This is a genomic window from Paraburkholderia sp. (genome assembly GCF_028283785.1).
Taxonomy (GTDB): domain Bacteria; phylum Pseudomonadota; class Gammaproteobacteria; order Burkholderiales; family Burkholderiaceae; genus Paraburkholderia.
The window spans coordinates 85,603-103,031 of the sequence record NZ_JAPWKB010000012.1 but is presented as its reverse complement, the minus strand read 5'-3'; the positions used below and the strand labels follow the sequence as shown (position 1 = coordinate 103,031).

Annotated in this window: 15 protein-coding genes; 6 read left to right on the top strand and 9 right to left on the bottom strand. The window is 65.1% G+C overall.

From position 1 onward, the window contains the following. Nucleotides 1–39: 39 nt before the first annotated feature. The 7 genes from fliL to fliF form a co-directional block, all read right to left on the bottom strand. The gene (fliL, locus tag PW947_RS12200) at nucleotides 40–582 is read right to left on the bottom strand and encodes a flagellar basal body-associated protein FliL (RefSeq protein WP_299631936.1); all 543 of its coding nucleotides are present in this window, start codon (nucleotides 580–582) and stop codon (nucleotides 40–42) included. Between the two features lie 815 nt (nucleotides 583–1,397). Continuing rightward, nucleotides 1,398–2,915 carry a flagellar hook-length control protein FliK gene (locus PW947_RS12195; RefSeq protein ID WP_299631934.1) on the bottom strand — a complete coding sequence of 506 codons (1,518 nt, stop codon included), beginning with the start codon at nucleotides 2,913–2,915 and terminating at the stop codon, nucleotides 1,398–1,400. 94 nt (nucleotides 2,916–3,009) lie between these two features. Further along, the gene (fliJ, locus tag PW947_RS12190) at nucleotides 3,010–3,459 is read right to left on the bottom strand and encodes a flagellar export protein FliJ (RefSeq protein WP_299631932.1); all 450 of its coding nucleotides are present in this window, start codon (nucleotides 3,457–3,459) and stop codon (nucleotides 3,010–3,012) included. A gap of 12 nt (nucleotides 3,460–3,471) precedes the next feature. Next, nucleotides 3,472–5,166 (bottom strand): flagellar protein export ATPase FliI, encoded by a 1,695-nt coding sequence (gene fliI, locus PW947_RS12185; RefSeq protein ID WP_299631931.1) that lies wholly within the window; start codon nucleotides 5,164–5,166, stop codon nucleotides 3,472–3,474. Then, nucleotides 5,160–5,840, bottom strand: coding sequence for a flagellar assembly protein FliH (fliH, locus tag PW947_RS12180; protein ID WP_299631929.1), 681 nt, complete (start codon nucleotides 5,838–5,840; stop codon nucleotides 5,160–5,162). Before fliH ends, fliI begins: the two co-directional genes overlap by 7 nt. Further along, nucleotides 5,833–6,828 (bottom strand): flagellar motor switch protein FliG, encoded by a 996-nt coding sequence (gene fliG, locus PW947_RS12175; protein ID WP_299631927.1) that lies wholly within the window; start codon nucleotides 6,826–6,828, stop codon nucleotides 5,833–5,835. The genes fliH and fliG overlap by 8 nt, the downstream gene beginning before the upstream one ends. Then, nucleotides 6,818–8,611 (bottom strand): flagellar basal-body MS-ring/collar protein FliF, encoded by a 1,794-nt coding sequence (fliF, locus tag PW947_RS12170; RefSeq protein ID WP_299631925.1) that lies wholly within the window; start codon nucleotides 8,609–8,611, stop codon nucleotides 6,818–6,820. The genes fliG and fliF overlap by 11 nt, the downstream gene beginning before the upstream one ends. A gap of 241 nt (nucleotides 8,612–8,852) precedes the next feature. On the opposite strand from fliF, the gene fliE reads away from it, so the two are divergent. The 5 genes from fliE to PW947_RS12145 all read left to right on the top strand — a co-directional run bounded on the left by fliE (nucleotide 8,853) and on the right by PW947_RS12145 (nucleotide 12,138). Then, entirely contained in the window at nucleotides 8,853–9,188 is a 336-nt protein-coding gene (gene fliE / locus PW947_RS12165) for a flagellar hook-basal body complex protein FliE (RefSeq protein ID WP_299631923.1), read from the top strand. A 231-nt stretch (nucleotides 9,189–9,419) separates the two neighbouring features. Further along, on the top strand, nucleotides 9,420–9,842 hold the full coding sequence (gene fliS, locus PW947_RS12160) for a flagellar export chaperone FliS (RefSeq protein ID WP_299631922.1): 423 nt from the start codon (nucleotides 9,420–9,422) through the stop codon (nucleotides 9,840–9,842). 9 nt (nucleotides 9,843–9,851) lie between these two features. After that, on the top strand, nucleotides 9,852–10,178 hold the full coding sequence (locus PW947_RS12155) for a flagellar protein FliT (protein ID WP_299631921.1): 327 nt from the start codon (nucleotides 9,852–9,854) through the stop codon (nucleotides 10,176–10,178). A gap of 57 nt (nucleotides 10,179–10,235) precedes the next feature. Further along, nucleotides 10,236–11,753: a flagellar hook-length control protein FliK gene (locus PW947_RS12150; protein ID WP_299631920.1), complete on the top strand. Its 1,518-nt coding sequence runs from the start codon at nucleotides 10,236–10,238 to the stop codon at nucleotides 11,751–11,753. A gap of 1 nt (nucleotide 11,754) precedes the next feature. Next, the gene (locus PW947_RS12145) at nucleotides 11,755–12,138 is read left to right on the top strand and encodes an EscU/YscU/HrcU family type III secretion system export apparatus switch protein (RefSeq protein ID WP_299631919.1); all 384 of its coding nucleotides are present in this window, start codon (nucleotides 11,755–11,757) and stop codon (nucleotides 12,136–12,138) included. A gap of 48 nt (nucleotides 12,139–12,186) precedes the next feature. Here the strand turns inward: PW947_RS12145 and PW947_RS12140 are convergent, their stop codons facing one another. Both PW947_RS12140 and PW947_RS12135 read right to left on the bottom strand, forming a co-directional pair. Further along, on the bottom strand, nucleotides 12,187–13,602 hold the full coding sequence (locus tag PW947_RS12140) for a coniferyl aldehyde dehydrogenase (RefSeq protein ID WP_299631918.1): 1,416 nt from the start codon (nucleotides 13,600–13,602) through the stop codon (nucleotides 12,187–12,189). Nucleotides 13,603–13,680: 78 nt separating this feature from the next. Beyond that, nucleotides 13,681–15,363 carry an isovaleryl-CoA dehydrogenase gene (locus PW947_RS12135; RefSeq protein ID WP_299631916.1) on the bottom strand — a complete coding sequence of 561 codons (1,683 nt, stop codon included), beginning with the start codon at nucleotides 15,361–15,363 and terminating at the stop codon, nucleotides 13,681–13,683. Nucleotides 15,364–15,754: 391 nt separating this feature from the next. On the opposite strand from PW947_RS12135, the gene PW947_RS12130 reads away from it, so the two are divergent. Next, entirely contained in the window at nucleotides 15,755–17,401 is a 1,647-nt protein-coding gene (locus PW947_RS12130; RefSeq protein ID WP_299631914.1) for a GMC family oxidoreductase N-terminal domain-containing protein, read from the top strand. Nucleotides 17,402–17,429 lie beyond the last annotated feature (28 nt).

Below are 17,429 nucleotides of genomic sequence, written 5' to 3'. Positions count from 1 at the left end.
GCATCCGTTCGCGGTTAGGGTTGGCGGCGTGGAGCACGGTTACTGCACGACGAATTCGGTGAACAGCACATCCTGGACGGCGCTTTTCGCGTCGGCCTTGCCGGCGGCAGCAGCGGGCGCGGCGACCGGGCCCGATGCGCCTTCCGGTGCGGCCGGGTTATCGATCAACGCCTTGAGTTCGTTGGCGAGCGCGGTTTTGCCGTCGAGCGTTGCGAGGTCTTCCGGGTGTTTGTTGGACAACGCGAGCAGCATGCGGCTGCGGATTTCCGGCATATGGACCGTGAGATCGTCTTGCGCTTTGGCGTCCGCGAGTTTGAGCGTGAGGCCGACGCGCAGATAGTGTTGCTGACCGTCATCGGACAGCAGGTTGACCGTCATAGGATCGAGGGCGAAGAAGACCGGCGGCGGAGGCGGCGGGGCTTCGACCGGGCCGGCCGTGTGATGGCGGGACATGAAGAACCACACGCCCGCGCCGGCAGCGCCGGCTGCGACGATCGCGATCAGCGCGATGATGATGATGCGCTTCATCGGGCCAGGGGATGCCGGTTTATCGGCGGCTTGGTTTGCGGTGGTGGATGCCATGAGATTCCTGCGTACCTGAGTGCGGGTAAGGTGTAGGTTGAATTGTTGTTGATTTGCGCTGCGTGCGATGGGCCGAAAAGAGGGGTGATTTGAGGCTAATCCCTGAGATGATGATTTTGCCCGTCTGGCGCGGGGAATCGGTCGAGGGGGTCTTTCATTGCCTTGCGGGGCGGGTTTTTGCCTGTTTTTTTCTGGTTTTTTCGGCGCAGGGTTGGGTTGCCGTGGGCTTGGGTTGTGCCGGCTGGTTCGTGCTCGTTTTCGGTTGTCCCGTTTTCACGTCGGTTTGCCTGGATCGTCCCTGTGCGGGACCGCACCTACTTTTCTTTGCTCGTGCAAAGAAAAGTAGGCAAAAGAAAGCACGTTTACCCCCCACTTCGTAGCGAGTGGCGTCCTTCCAGAACGGGTAGTGGACCGCGCACGATCCGTGCAACCGGTCCGTCACTTCAATAGCCAGATGAGATTTTGAGGGCGCAAGGATACAGACGGTTTTACGGCCGATCACGCCAGACCTTTAAAACCATCCGAGATTGCAGACGGGGCTGAACCCAACGGCGTCGCGAAGCGAACAACCGGACCGAATGGCAGCCTTGTCACCAAGGCAAACGGCGCGACACCTCAAATCGTGCGCGGTCCACTACCCGAAAATTACTAGACGCCACTCGCTACGAAGCGTCGGTGTAAACGCGCTTTCTTTTGCCTACTTTTCTTTGCGCGAGCAAAGAAAAGTAGGTGCGGTCCCGCACAGGGACGATCCAGGCAGACCGCCGTGAAACCGGGACAAGCGAGCGCAAAACTACAAAACCCAAACCTGCCGTTCAGGCAAAAGTATCCACCAATCCAACTTTCCGCTTAACAGCAACACTAGCGACACTCGTCACATCCGAATCACCGCCAAGCCCACTGCCATACCCACCAGCCCCATACCGCGACGACCCCGAACGCGACCCGGACCCACCCGAAGCCTGCTGCTGCTGATCGCCGCCCGAACGTCCACCAAAGCCATCGCTCACGCTAGTACTACCCAGCCCGATGCCATTCGCCTCCATCGCCTCGCGCAACTTCGGCAACGCGGCCTCGACGGCCTCCCGCACCGACTGATGCTGCGACACGAACAGCGCGTGCGCATGGTTATCCGCGACCTGCAACACCACTTGCAACGGCCCCAGATCCTTCGGATTCAACGTCAACTCGGCACTCTGCGTATGCGCGTTCGACAGAAACACCACCTTCTGGCTAAACGCGTCTTCCCAATCGGACGTGCCGACCTGCGGCGCCAACGTGTCCGCAACAGCCACGGCGCCAGCTGCCGTCGTCTGCGCGGTCGATGCGGTGCTGCCCGCGCCGGCCACTGCCGTCGCGGCAGCGGCGGTCGCTGCCTGAGCGGCTTGCGCGGCATCGGCGGCGGCTTTCGCGGTGCTCAAACTGTCCTGAATCCCGCCCGCTGCGCCGGCGGCGGCCAGCATCTGCACCGGATTCTGTGCGGCCACGGCGGTCGCGGCACCGGCCAGCGCGGTCGGATCGGCGGTCTTGGCGGCGCTCTTGCCGTCGCCGAGCAAACCGCCCGACGACAACGCCTTGCCGCCGTACGTGCCACGCGCGCCCAAGCCGCTGTCGGCCAGACCGCTCGCATCGCTCGTGCCGGTCGACGGCGCGGCCGTGCCGGTCGGCACCGGCTGTGCGGGCACGGCGTTACCGGTCATCGCGGCAAGCGCTGCCTGCAACGCGTCGAGCGGGGTCTTACCGTCGCTCGATGCGGCTTTCTTCGTGCCGTTCATGCTGGTGCCGGTCGTCGTCGCGGTCGGATCGGCATCGCCCGTGGCCAGCGTTGCGGTGGCATCGGCCAACGCGCTGGTGGGATCGGTGCCGTCCGGCACGGCGGTCGCGTTCGCGTTGGCGTTCGCCTGCGCCTGAGCGGCTGCGGCGGCAGCATTCGCCTGTGCGGTGGCGGGATCGGTCGGGCCGTTGTTCGCGCTCGCGCCACCGCCTTTCGGCTTGCTCGACGACGCTGCGTCGGCGGGCTGGCTGGACGCCTGTTGCGACTGATCGGCGGCGTTCGATGCATCGGTCGAATTCGAACTTTGCGCGCTCGACGTGTCGTCCGATGCCTGACTCGAATCGGACGAATCGGCGGGCGGCGCGTCATGCACGCTGGACCCCGATCCGTTCGACGACTGAGGCGGCGGCGGGCTTGCCGGCTGCGCGGCGGCCTGCGCGACCATGCTTTGCTGCAAGGTCTGCGAGAACGGCATCGAGCTGACAGCGGAACTGGCCGACGCCGCCTTCGCGGTGCCGGATGAACCGAACAGCGAACTGAGCAATGAAATTTGCGACATAAAAGTGTCCTGTCCATGCGCCCGTCGAGCGGGCGACGAATCGGTTGAGACGGTTAGGTCAATTCGGATTCATGCGATGCGCAACGCCGGTGCGTCACGCGTTATCGGTGCGGGTGCGCATGGCCCGCGCGGCGTGTTCGTCGGCGTCGCGCTGTTCGCGCCGCGCAACCACTTTAGCCTCGGCGGCTTCGCCGCGCGCTTGCAGGATCTCGTATGAACCGAGCTTCTGCTTCTGTTTCTGCCAGTCGGGCTTGGCGGCTTCGACCCGTTGCGTCGCCATTGTCAGCAGATTGCGCTGCTGCTGGATCGCGGCGTCGAGCGTGTCGATGAATGCCTGAAAATTGCGCATATTGCCGGCCGCCATGCCCGATTGCGCGGACGCCGTGAAGCGCGCGTGATACTCGTCGCGGTACTGCACCAGCGCATTCAGCTGGTTCTCGACCTCGGTGCGCTCGCGTTGCGCGCGCCCAAGGCGCTGCGCAGCCGCGTCGACGTCGTCCTGCGCCATATCGATCAAGGTCTTGATCGGAAAATGCTTCGCCATTGCTAGCCCCCGTTAGGCAAACAGCGCATTAAGCTTGTCGATGCTCGAATCGAATTCCGAACATTCGCGGAAGCCCTGTTGCAGGAAGGCTTCCATGCGCGGATACAACGCAATCGCCCGGTCCAGCAACTGATCGCGGCCGGTCGAATACGCGCCGACGTTGATCAGGTCGCGGTTGCGTTGATAGCGCGACAACATCTGTTTGAACATACGCGTTCTGTCGAGATGCGAGTCGTCGATCAGCGAGGTCATTGCCCGGCTGATCGACGCTTCGATGTCGATTGCGGGATAGTGCCCGGCTTCCGCGAGCGAGCGCGACAGCACGATATGGCCGTCGAGAATCGCGCGCGCCGAGTCGGCGATCGGATCCTGCTGATCGTCGCCTTCGGTCAGAACCGTATAGAACGCGGTGATCGAACCGCCACCTTCGGGACCGTTGCCGGTCCGTTCCACCAGCGCCGGCAGCTTCGCGAACACCGACGGCGGATAGCCTTTCGTTGCCGGCGGTTCGCCGATCGCGAGCGCGATCTCGCGCTGCGCCATCGCGTAACGCGTCAGCGAATCCATCAGCAGCAACACGTGCTTGCCCTGGTCGCGGAAATATTCGGCCAGCGACGTCGTGTACGCGGCGGCCTGCATCCGCAGCACCGGCGACACGTCGGCGGGCGCGGCGACCACTACCGAGCGCGCGAGTCCGTCCTCACCGAGAATCTGCTCGATGAATTCCTTCACTTCGCGGCCCCGTTCGCCGATCAGCCCGATCACGATGACTTCGGCGCTGGTGTAGCGCGCCATCGTGCCGAGCAGCACCGACTTGCCGACGCCCGAACCGGCGAACAGCCCCATCCGTTGACCGCGACCGACCGTCAGCAGCGCATTGATCGCGCGCACGCCGACGTCGAGCACTTTATGGATCGGCTCGCGATTCAGCGGGTTGATCACCGGCGCGGACAGCGACGCATCGACTTTCGCGCCGAGCGGGCCGAGACCGTCGAGCGGACGTCCGGACGCATCGACCACGCGGCCGAGCATTTCCCAACCGACCGGCAGACGTTTCGCGCCGGCCATCGGATCGTTGATCGGCGCGCTTTCGAGCGGATACACCCGTGCGCCCGGCAACAGGCCGTGAACTTCGGTGGTCGGCATCAGAAACAGCTTGTCGCCGGAAAAGCCGACGACTTCGGCTTCGGCCATCGCGAGCGGGCTGCCGGGCGGCAACTCGATCATCACTTCCGCACCGACCGACAGACGCAGGCCGACCGCTTCGAGCACCAGACCGGCGGCACGCGTCAGGCGGCCGCAGGCGCGCATCGGACGGGCGATGGTATTGCGTTCGCGCACGCTGTCGAGGCGCGCGCGCCAGGCCATCACGTGCGGATTGCGCGCCAGCGCGGGATTCGGTTTGAACGGCGCGGGCGCGTGAGCGGCTTCGGCGGCGGCGATCTGCGCGGCCGGATCGACCAGCAGATCGTCGGCGCCGGACGTCGTGCCCGGCGCGAAACCGGACGCCGATTCGCGGCTCGCGGCAGCCGCCTGCGGATGCGCCAGTTGCGGATCGCGGGTCGGTTGTACGTCGTGATCGAGCAGCGCGTGGCTCAGCGGCGCATCGGGCAACGACGGTCCCATCAGCGACGACGCGAACGCCAGTTCCTGCTCGAGCGGCGTCAGGTCGCCGGTGTGAATGTCCTGAAGTGTCGGCCTTACCATTTGCTCACCTTGCCGAGCGCAGCGGCGACGCGCTCCCAGCGCGTATCGATGCCCGCGTCGACTTCGCCGCTGTGGGCTTGCGCGCGGCAACCGCCGCGTTCGATCGCCGGATCGGTGCCGACGGTCCAGCCGCGCGCCTGCAGTTCTTCCATCAAATATGCTTCGACCACCGGCAGATCCGACGGGCTGACCAGCAGATGCGGCGCGCCGGTCAACGCGGGTTCGGTCGCCAGCACATCGCGGGCGACCGCGATCAGCGCGGTCGGATCGTGTTGTACATGCTGACGCACCACCTGTTGCGCGATATCGATCGCCAGATGGAACAGCGTCTCGGAGATTTCACCCTGCGCGCCGTCCAGTGCGTCCTGGAACGTGGCGGCCAGCGCCGCCAGCCGTGCTGCTTCCTCGCGCGCTTCGGACTGGCCTTGCGCGAAACCTTGCGCATGGCCTTGTTCGTAACCGGCCTGGTAACCGAGCGCCTGCCCGGCGACGTGGCCTTGTGCCACGCCTTGTGCGTGCGCGGCGTCGCGCAGGCGTTCCAGTTCGGCTTCGAAAGCCCGGTGATCGACTTCCGGAACCGGCGGCGGTGCCGGCGGTTTCGGATCGAACGAGGCCATTTCCCAGCGTTGATACGCCGAGAGATTGGCATTGCGCGCGGGGGTCTGATTAGACATATGCGTCTTCTGCCTTGCCGCCGATCACGATCGTTCCGGCTTCCGCCAGATTGCGCACGATCTGCAGGATGCGGCGTTGTTGCGTTTCCACTTCCGACACGCGAACCGGGCCGCGTGCATCGAGGTCTTCGGCGAGCAGTTCGGCTGCGCGCTGCGACATGTTCGACAGGAACTTCTGACGCAGTGCCGGCGGCGCGCCCTTCAGCGAGATGATCAGCGCTTCCGATTCCACTTCCTTCAGCAGCAACTGGATCGCGCGGTCTTCCAGATCGAGCAGGTTCTCGAACACGAACATCTGATCGACGATCTTTTGCGCGAGTTCCGCGTCGTACTGGCGGACGTTCTCGATGACGCCTTCCTCGTGATTGCTCGACATGAAGTTGAGAATTTCCGCCGCCGTCCGGATACCGCCCATCGGGCTGCGCTTCAGGTTGTCGCTGCCCGACAGCAGATGCGTCAGCACGTCGTCCAGTTCGCGCAACGCCGCCGGCTGGATACCGTCGAGCGTCGCGATCCGCAGCAGCACGTCGTTACGCAGACGGTCGGTGAAGCACGCGACGATTTCCGACGCCTGATCGCGGTCCAGGTGAACGAGAATTGTCGCGATGATCTGCGGGTGCTCGTTCTTGATCAGTTCCGCGACCGCCGGCGAATCCATCCACTTCAGGCCTTCGATACCGCTGGTATCGCTGCCTTGCAGAATCCGGTCGATGATCACACCGGCCTTGTCGTCGCCGAGCGCCTTGGTCAGCACCGAGCGGACGTACTCGCCCGAATCCAGCGACAGACCCGTATGGCGTTCGGCTTCCCTGACGAACTCCTGCAACACCGCGTCGATCTCTTCGCGCGTCACGTTCTTCATCGCAGCCATCGCGACGCCGATCTTCTGCACTTCGCGCGGTCCGAGGAACTTAAACACCTGCGCCGCTTCTTCCTCGCCGATCGACATCAGCAGGAGTGCGCTCTTCATTACGCCTTCAGCGCTCATCGCTCACCCAATTCTTGACGACAGTTGCTACTACCTTCGGATCCTGGCGCGCGATGGTGCGAGCGAATTCCAGGTTCTTCTCAAACTTGTGCTTTTCGTTCTCGAACGTCAGCAGATCCGTACCGCCAGGACCTTCCAGCGCGGCTGCGCCTTCTGCGCCGCCCACGCCACCGATGCGTTCCGAATCCGGAATGCCGTCGAGCAGGATCGGTTCGTCCGACGATGCGACCGCGGGGACTGCTTCCGGCGGCGGCGGGAAAGCGCGACGCAGGGCCGGCTTCACCATCATCAGATACAGGATCAGCGCGACGATACCGATACCGATATACGTGGCCACCTGCTTGGCCATCGCGATCATGTCCGGCGTACGCCACCACGGCACGTCCGCGTTCGGGTCGATGTCGGTGGTGAACGCGCTGTTGACCACGTTGACCGAGTCGCCGCGGCGCTCGTCGTAGCCCATCGCGTCCTTCACCAGCTGGTTGACCTGCGTCAGCTTGTCGGCGGGAACCGGCTGCATCGTGACCTTGCCCTTGGCATCGACGGTGCGCATGTAATTCACCACCACGGCCACGCTCAGGCGCTTGATGCCACCTTGCGGCAACTCGTAATGACGGACGGTCTTGTCGAGTTCGTAGTTGGTCGTGGCGTCCTTGCGGTCGCTGACCGGCGTGGTCGGCGCGGCACCGCTTGCACCGTTGGGCGCGTTGATCGGCGCGGACGCGGGTTGCGGCGGCTGGTTCGACAGCGCGCCCGGCACACCGCCGACGCTGCTTTGACCCGTTTCGGTCGCGGTGCTGGTCTGCTGGCTGCGGATCGCGGCCTGTTGCGGGTTGGCGTTCGGACCGTAGCTTTCGGCGGTCTGCTCGGTGCGCGAGAAATCGATATCGGCGCTGACCTGCGAATGCGCGTTACCTGCGCCGAACAGCGGTGCGAGGATCGCGTCGATGCGCTTTTGCGTATTGCGTTCGATCTGCTGGCGATACTTCAGCTGCGTCGCGTCCAGCCCGGCGCCGGAGTTCTGCTGCGTCAGCAGGTTGCCGTCCTGATCGACGATCGTTACGCCCGAAGCGGGCATGTCCGGCACCGCCGACGCCACCATCCGCGAAATCGCCGCGACCTGGCCTTCGTCGAGTACGCGGCCCGGATACATATTGAGCATCACCGACGCCGACGGCGCTTCGCGTTCGCGGACGAACACGGACGGCTTCGGAATCGCCAGATGGACGCGCGCGGTGCGCACGGCGGAAATCGACTGGATGGTCTTTTCCAGCTCGCCTTCGAGTGCGCGCTGATAGTTAACCTGTTCGGCGAACTGGCTAATCCCGAACTTCTGGTTGTCCATCAGTTCGAAACCGACCGAACCGGACTTCGGCAGACCTTGCGAGGCCAGCCGCAGACGGGTTTCGTGAACCTGTTCCGACGGCACGAGGATCGCGCCACCGCCATCCGACAGTTTGTACGGAATGTTCGCGGCCTGCAGCGCGGTGACGATCGTGCCGCCGTCCTGATCCGACAGGTTGCTGTACAGCACCTTGTAATCAGGTTGCCGCGACCACAGGATCAGGCCCGCGACCACCGCCACGAGGACGGCGACTGCGAAGATCAGCGGTGCGCGCGGGTTGCCGCGCATTTGCGCGAGGCCCGACAGGCGCTGCGAGAAGTTACCGCCGACGCCTGCGCCGGACAGCTCAGGCTGGCCGGTCGCGCCGGCGCCTGCCGTTGCTCCGGCCAGGCCCATGCGGGCGTCGGGGTTAATCAAAGAGTTGGCTGACGAATCCATGCGTCGGGTATCTCCGGGATGCCTGGGGTCCTGTCGCTAGACGTGTTCCGGAGAATCGGAAGCCACGCAGGGACAGAGACTTTCATGAGGATGAATTATCCGGAGCACGCCGCAACCCGATCGCCCGAATAGAGCCGGGTTTTCCCCCTACTTTCACGGCTTTCGAAAAAGGCCCGCTGCTATGCTTTCGTTCAGATCGGTGCGCCTCGTCGTGCCGGATTTTCTGATCAACGGAGTAAATATGACATCCCCCGTGAACCCGCTCGCATCAGCCCTGCAACAGATGCAAACGATGGCGGCCCAGGCTGCCGGTGGCAGCGCATCGGTCACTAATGATTCGAGCGCCGCGTCGGCTGGCGGATTCGCGTCGGCGCTGAAGGCATCGATCGACAAGATCAGCGGCGATCAGCAACACGCGGTCGGCGAAGCGCAGGCGTTCGAAGTGGGTTCGTCGAACGTGTCGCTGAACGATGTGATGGTCGACATGCAGAAAGCGAACGTCGGATTCCAGTTCGGTTTGCAGGTTCGCAACAAGCTGGTGTCGGCTTACAACGACATCATGCAGATTTCGGTCTGAATGCGAACGGCGAAGGCGGTCGAGCGCACCGTTCCGGTGCGTTTGCAGCCCGCACGCCTACCGCGCAGGTCGAGCCAGACGGTAAATAATCTCTTAACGTCCGCCACGATGGCCTAAAGCTTTTTCGCTGTCTTTCCGATAACCACTTACCAGGCAAATTGCGAACCGACGTTTTCGGGTTCGCATGGCCGAAAGTGATCAACCGCAAGTTGCAAGACAGGAGGAGCGCCGATGTTTTCCCCAGGACAGTCTGGAGCCAATGCGTACGCACGCGTCGGCGTTGAGACGGGGGTGATGGGCGCAAGTCCGCATCGTCTGATCGAGATGCTGTACCAGGGCGCGCGTCGCGCCGTGGCACAAGCACGGATGCACGTTCAGACCGGCAACGTAGCGGGTCGTGGAGAGGCCATCGGCAAGGCGATCCAGATCGTCGAGCAGGGCCTGCGTCAGGCGGTGAACAAGGAAGCGGGTGGTGAGATTGCAATCCGGCTGGACTCACTATACGACTATATGGCGCGGCGGCTTCTCGAAGCCAACGCGAAGCAAAACGAAGCCATGCTGATCGAAGTGGACGGCTTGTTGGCCACCCTCGAAGAAGCCTGGCTCGGGATTGCCCCGGAGATCGCACGGATGGCGGCCCAGCCCTCCGCGTAAAAGCACGAGATGAACCCGAACGCAGACTATTTCGCCCGATACGAGGCGATCGCAGCGATTTCAGGCCGCATGCTGATGGCAGCACGCCGCTCCCTGTGGAATGACCTGGTGCACTTGCAGGAAGAGTACCGGCACGAGGTCGACCTGCTGAAGGAGGCAGAGCTGGACGTGGCGCTCGATGAGAGCGAGCGCTCACGAAAATACGATCTGGTCTGCCGGATTCTGGCAGACGACGCCGCCATCCGGGATCTGGCGAACCCGAGGCTGGCCAATCTGTCGGCGCTGTTTGCCGGCCGCCCGGCGCGGGTAATCAAGGAGCTGTACGGCGCGCGCTGAGTATGGACAGGCTGTGAACGCCGTGCGCAGCCGCACGTTTGATATCAGGAACCCGGCATGAACGGAATCGACACGGCACTCGCTTCGCTGCTCGCGAACCGGGTCGACAGCCTGCTCAACATTACGCCGGGCAGGGCGACCACGTCGCAGGCGGGCGCTTCGACGCTCGGCCTCGAACAGCCGCTCGTGACCCCGCCACCCGCGGTCGCCGCGGCGCCCCAAGCGTCCGCGCAGACTGCGTTGTCGGCGGTGGCGTTGACGCTGAACGCAATCGCATCGTCGGGCGGCGGAGCCACGCCGGCCGTGGTCGGCCAGTTGCCGATCTGGCCGGCCGCACCCGGCATCGACGTCGAAGTCGGCGCATTGCCGCTGTTCGATCCGCTCGGCAGCGACCCCGCTACGTCGTCCAGCACCGCCACGACCGGCACCGCCAGCGTCGGCGCGACGCATGTTCCGGTCGCGCAGCTTGCCGCCGCGCTCGAACGCACGGTCGCCGATAGCGGTCTTTTCTACGAATCCCACCTCGCGCAATGGCTGTCGGGCCAACGCTCGCCCGTCGATCTGGCGAGCGAGCCGCAAAACCGTCTGCTCGCGAATGCCACCCAGTTGCCGCTCGACTGGTCGGGCGACGGCGATCCGGCGTCGGCCGCCATGCACGGCGCATCGCCGGTCATGGCTAGCGCCACTGGCGCGGGCGGCAACGCGGCGCAAAGCGGTCCGCTGAACGGCAGCAACTTCGTGAAAATGGCGCTGAACGTCCAGTCGTTCGACGGATTACGCGCGGTGCTGGCCGAAGGATTGGCGCACGCCGCGCCCGATCTGCCGAATGTCCACGTTCGCGCGCTGTCGCACGCACCCGGTTCCGCTTTCGACGACGGTTCGGCGGCGGGCAACGCGAATGCATCGCAATCGATGGCGGCGTCGGTGCATCCGGCGACCATGCCGCTGGTGCGCCAGCAGCTCGACATGCTCGCGACCGGCCAGTTTCGCTGGACCGGCGAACCGTGGCCGGGCGCAAAGCTCGACTGGACGGTCCAGCAGGAAGGCGACGAATGGGACCGCAGCGGCGGCGGCGCGGATGCGGAGGACGATTATCCGTGGCGCACGCGGCTGACCTTGTCGCTGCCGTCGCTGGGCACGGTCGATGTCGATCTGACGCTGACCGGCACCCGTCTGATGGCGCGCGTGCTGGCCAGTCCGGGCGGCGCGGCGCGGCTCGCCGGACAAAGCGACACGTTCAGGCAACGGCTCGCCGCAGCCGGCATCGAACTGAGCGCGCTGTCGATCCGCGAATTCGGCGGACGCGAGGCGATGACGCCGGGCGGCGCAGCGGCGGCACATGCGGCCGCGTCGGCGTATGCCGCACGCTCGGCCGATGCCGATGCAGCGGCGATGGGCGCGGCTGCCGCGAGCACGCATGCGCACAGCGCCGGCAATGGCAGTGCGGGCAGCGGCCACGCCAACCCCAACCACACCAACACCGCTCATGGTCCGGCGGGCAGCAAGTCGCGCGGACCGGGGCGCGTCGACCGCAGCAACACGCCGCTCACCGACGACTACGACTGGGACATCTGAGATGCGTCGCCCGAATCGCAAGAGCGCGGCTGCGCTCGTCTACGACGCGCAAAGCGGCGATTCCGCGCCGCGCGTGGTCGCCAAGGGCTACGGGATGGTCGCGGAGATGATCATCCAGCGCGCGAAGGAAACCGGACTCTACGTGCACGAAGCACCGGAAATGGTGTCGCTGCTGATGCAGGTCGATCTCGATTCGCGGATTCCGCCGCAGTTGTACCAGGCTATCGCGGAATTGCTGGCGTGGCTGCACCGGCTGGAAAGCGGCGCGGACGAGGTCGAACCGCCGTCGATGCCCAACGCGAACGACGTGCAGGACGTCGAGGCCACCGAAACCATCGATCCGCCGTCCGGCCCGGGCAAGAACGGCGGAAAGCGCTGGCCGTAAGCGCTTGCGCAAACGCGCCCGCGCCCGTGCCCGCGCAAAAAAGCCGCGTTACCGCATCATCAATTTCAGCAGCGCATTCACGCGCTTGCCGTACGGCGGCGAAATCCAGCCGCGCGTGTTCCAGCGCGTCTGCGTCAACACCGGTTTCATCTTCGAGAACGTCACGAAGCCTTCGTAGCCGTGATACGCACCCATGCCACTCGCGCCGACACCGCCGAACGGCAGGCTTTCGCACGCCAGATGCATCAGCGTTTCGTTGACTGCCATCCCGCCCGCGATGGTTTCGCGCTCGACGCGCCGGATCGTGTTCGCATCTTCCGCGTAAAGATAGAGCGCCAGCGGACGCGGCCGCGCGTTCACGTAGGCGATCGCTTCGTCGAGCGTGTCGTACGGCACGAGCGGCAGCAGCGGCCCGAAAATTTCTTCCTGCATCAGCGCGCCCGGATCGGGCGCACCGGTCACGGCGATCAACGGAAAGCGCCGCGCGGCGGCGTCGCCGGGTGTGTCGGCGAGCAGGTGAAGCTGCGCGCCTTCGAGTTGCGCTTCGTCGGCCAGACGCTGAAGCCGCGCGTAGTGACGGTCGGAGATGATCGACGTGTAATCGCGATTGCGCACCAGATCCGGATACATCTTCGCCATTTTCACGCGCGCGCGGTCGATGAACGCCTGCTCGCGGCCGCGCGGCACCAGCACGTAATCCGGCGCGACGCAGGTTTGCCCCGCGTTCAGGGTCTTGCCCGCGACGATGTTGTCGACCGCGTTGTCGAAGCGCGCGCCCGGCGTGACGATGGCCGGCGATTTGCCGCCGAGTTCCAGCGTCACCGGCGTCAGGTTGTCCGCGGCGGCGCGCATCACCTCGTGTCCGACTTTCGTCGAACCGGTAAACAGCAGATGGTCGAACGGCTGCGCGCTGAACGCGGCGGCCAGCGCAGCGTCGCCGTTGACGACCGCGACGTGATCGCGCGCGAACGTCTGCGCAATCAGTTGCTCGAACAGCGCGGACGTGCGCGGCGTCAGTTCCGACATCTTGACGATCGCGCGATTGCCCGCCGTCAGCGCGCTGATCAGCGGTCCGGCGGCGAGCAGAACGGGGTAGTTCCACGGCACGATGATGCCGATCACGCCGAGCGGTTGCGGCACGACCTTCGCGCGCGCGGGCATCAGCCATTTGTTGGTGCTGCGGCGTTGCGGCTTCATCCAGCGCCGGCCGTGACGCAGCGCGGCGTCGATCTCTTCCTTGATCAGCAGGAATTCGGCGAGCAGCACTTCTTCTTTCGCGCGATTGCCGAAGTCGGCGCTCATCGCGTCGGCGAGGGCGTCGCGATTGTCGAGCAACACCTTTCGAAGCGCCTTCAGATGCAGCGCGCGTTCGTCCCACGACGGAAACGGCGCACGCAGATACGCGTGCCGCTGTTCGCTCAACAACGCGTCGAGCGCGGCAATCCCGGACATATTGTTTCTCACGATGCTCCCTGAGTTTTTCTAGGTGTTGTATCGGCGACGCGCATCGTGGCGCGCCGCTCGCGGTCCGGCGTGGTTCTTTTAGTGGATAAATGCGCGATCGACGATCGCCTTGTGATCGACCGTCGCGGGCAAGGTGCCGTACACGCGACCGGTCTGATCGGCCGTCGCGCCGAGTCGCGTCGCGATAAACGCATCGGCCACCGCCGACGGCGCATGCCGCACCAGCAGCGACGCCTGCGCGATCAGCACAATCTGCTGCGCGATCCGCCGCGCCGATGCTTCGCGGATTTCGGCCGGTTCGGCGAGGGTCGCGGCGAGACGCTGCAACGCCGCGCCCAATACCGGCGACGCATGCGCGTCGGCGCGCCACGCGTCGAACAGCGCATGCGCGGCGTCGGGCTCGCGTTCCATCGCGCGCAACACGTCGAGGCACATCACGTTTCCCGACCCTTCCCAGATCGAATTGACCGGCGCTTCGCGATAGAAACGCGCCATCGGACCTTCTTCGACGTAACCGTTGCCGCCCCACACTTCCATCGCTTCGCCGGTGAATTCGAGCGTGCGTTTGCAGACCCAATATTTCGCGGCGGGCGTGACGATGCGCCGCCACGCGCGTTCGACCGGCGACGCCTCCGACATCGACGACGCGTCGAACGCGGCCGCGAGGCGCATAAACAGCACGGTCGCGGCTTCGGATTCGAGCGCGAGATCGGCGAGCACGTTGCGCATCAACGGTTGATCCGCGAGATGCCGGCCGAACGCACTGCGATGCCGCGCGTGGTGGATGGCCTGGACGAGTGCCGCGCGCATCAGCGCGGCGCTGCCGATCACGCAATCGAGCCGCGTGTAGTTCGCCATTTCGATGATGGTCGGCACGCCGCGCCCTTCGTCGCCGATCATCACGCCGAACGCATCGTGAAACTCCACTTCGCTGCTCGCGTTCGACCTGTTGCCGAGCTTGTCCTTCAGACGTTGAATCTGCACGGCGTTCTTGCTGCCGTCGGGCGCGAAGCGCGGCACGTAAAAGCAGGACAGTCCGGCCTGATCGTCGGTGCGTGCGAGCACCAGATGCGCGTCGCATTGCGGCGCGGAGAAGAACCATTTGTGGCCGACCAGCGCGTAGCCGGCGCCGCGTCCCGCGCCGGACGTCGCGTATGCGCGGGTCTGGTTGCTGCGCACGTCGGAGCCGCCCTGTTTTTCGGTCATGCCCATACCGATCATCATCGAGCGTTTATCGGCGAGCGGTATGTCGCGCGGATCGTGCTCGCGCGTGTAGAGCTTGTCGCGCAACGTGTCGAACAGCGCGGGTTCGCGTTGCAGCACGGGGATGCTGGCGAAGGTCATCGTCAGCGGACACAGCGAGCCGGATTCGAGTTGCGCGTGCAGGAAGTAGCCGGCGCAGCGCGCGGCCATCGCGCCCGCGCGCGGTTCGGCGAACGGCAACGCGTGCAGGCCTTCGCCGCGCAACAACCCAAGCAGCGCGTGCCACGAAGGATGAAACGCGAGCGCATCGATGCGTTCGCCGCGCGGGCTGAACGTGAAGAGTTCGGGCGTGTGACGGTTGGCGAGATCGGCGAGTGCGAGGATCTCGGGCGTGCCGAGTGCCGCCCCGTGACGGTCCAGCGCATCGCGATGCCAGCCTGCACCGTCGCGATCGACGGCGGCGTTCAATGCCGGATCGCAGGCAAAGAAGTTGTAGTCCGCGAGCGGCGGAACCTGATTGGTCACGTCATGCGTAGGGCCGGGGCCGTGCCGTTCCATCGTGCTGTCTCCGTTCACCGGTCGATGCCGGTGCCGCTGGTTTGCATGTCGAGGTGCGTCGGTGCTGCGGTCGATTCCGTACTGCCGTTTCAAGCCGTTGCCGGATCCGGCGACACTGCCGGATATGCCGCAGCGCAGCGTGTTTGAACTGTTCTGCAAATTACCGGAAAGCGATCGGAAAACGGCGCGAACCGCTGTCTCAAACGCGCGGCAGCGCCTTTCATCATAGGGTCGCGGCGGCTGTTCCGTTTAGAGGATTCGCTCTGGCATCAACCCGGCGCGTCGTTGCAAGCGTCCCTACAATGCCCGATAAACACACGTAGACAAGTGTGCACTGGAGACACGGACCGCCACGTCGCATCATCGCGCGGCCCGAAAAATGGAGGAGCGCATGCAATACGATTACATCATCGTAGGCGCAGGATCGGGCGGCTGCTCGCTGGCCGGCCGTCTCGCGGACACGTGCCCCGACGCGACCATCGCGTTGATCGAAGCCGGTCCGCACACGGAACGCAATCCGGTCGTCAATATGCCGGTCGGCGTCGCGGTCGCGGTGCCGTTCAAACTGAAAACCAACTACGGATACGAAACCGTGCCGCAACCGGGCCTCGCCGGACGACGCGGTTATCAGCCGCGCGGGCGCGGCGTCGGTGGATCGAGCGCGATCAACGCGATGATCTACACGCGCGGTCATCCGCTCGACTACGACGAATGGTCGGCGCTCGGTTGCGACGGCTGGTCGTGGTCGGACGTGCTGCCGTATTTCCGCCGCGCCGAAGGCAACCAGCGCGGCGCCGACGCGTGGCACGGCGACGACGGTCCGTTGACAGTGTCCGATCTGCGCTTTCAGAACCCGTTTTCGCATCGCTTCGTGCAAGCGGCGGTCGAAGCCGGGCATCGGCTGAATCCGGATTTCAATGGCGTCGATCAGGAAGGCGTCGGTTTCTATCAGGTGACGCAACGCGACGGACAGCGTTGCAGCGTGGCGCGAGCCTATGTTTACGGGCAACCGCGCGCGAACCTGCAGACGATCGCGAATGCCACGGTGCTGCGCATCACGTTCGACGGCAAGCGCGCGAGCGGCGTCGAGATCGTGCGTGGCGGGCGCGTGGAAACGCTCGAAGCGCGTGCCGAAGTGATCGTCGCGGCGGGCGCGTTCAACTCGCCGCAGTTGCTGATGTGCTCGGGCGTCGGACCGGCCGCGCAATTGCAGGCGCTCGGCGTGGCGGTGGTCCACGACGCGCCGCACGTGGGTCGGAATCTGATCGATCACGTCGATTTCACGATCAACAAGCGCGTCCGGTCGATCGAGCCGACCGGCTTTTCGCTGCGCGGCATTGCGCGGATGGCGCCGCAATGGATCACGTATTCCCGCCACGGACGCGGGATGCTGTCGAGCAACGTGGCCGAGGCGGGCGGGTTTCTGAAAAGCCGTCCGACGCTCGACCGGCCCGATCTGCAATTGCATTTCTGCGCGGCGATCGTCGACGATCACAACCGTCGTATGCACTGGGGTCACGGCTACTCGCTGCATGTGTGCGTGCTGCGTCCGCATAGTCGCGGCACGGTTACGCTCGCGAGCGGCGATGCGCGCGACGCACCGCTGATCGACCCGCGCTTTTTCAGCGATCCGCGCGATCTCGATCTGCTGGTGGACGGCGCGCATATCGGGCGGCGAATTCTCGATGCGCGTCCGCTGGCAATTCACGGCGGGCGCGAGCTATACACGCATGCCGGTCAGAGCGACGCCGAATTGCGCGCGACGATTGCCGCCCATGCCGACACGATCTATCACCCGGTCGGCACCTGCCGGATGGGCAGCGATGCCGACGCCGTGGTGGATTCGCATTTGCGGGTGCGCGGCGTAACGGGTTTGCGGGTGGTCGATGCATCGGTGATGCCGACGTTGATCGGCGGCAACACGAATGCGCCGACGGTGATGATCGGCGAGCGCGCGGCGGAGTTCATCGCGGCGGCGCGACGTGGCACGGAGCGCGCCCCGGACGCCGCGACGTCGGCGTTGAGCGCGGCGGCGTAATTGCCGCAACGAATTTTCACCTAAACGA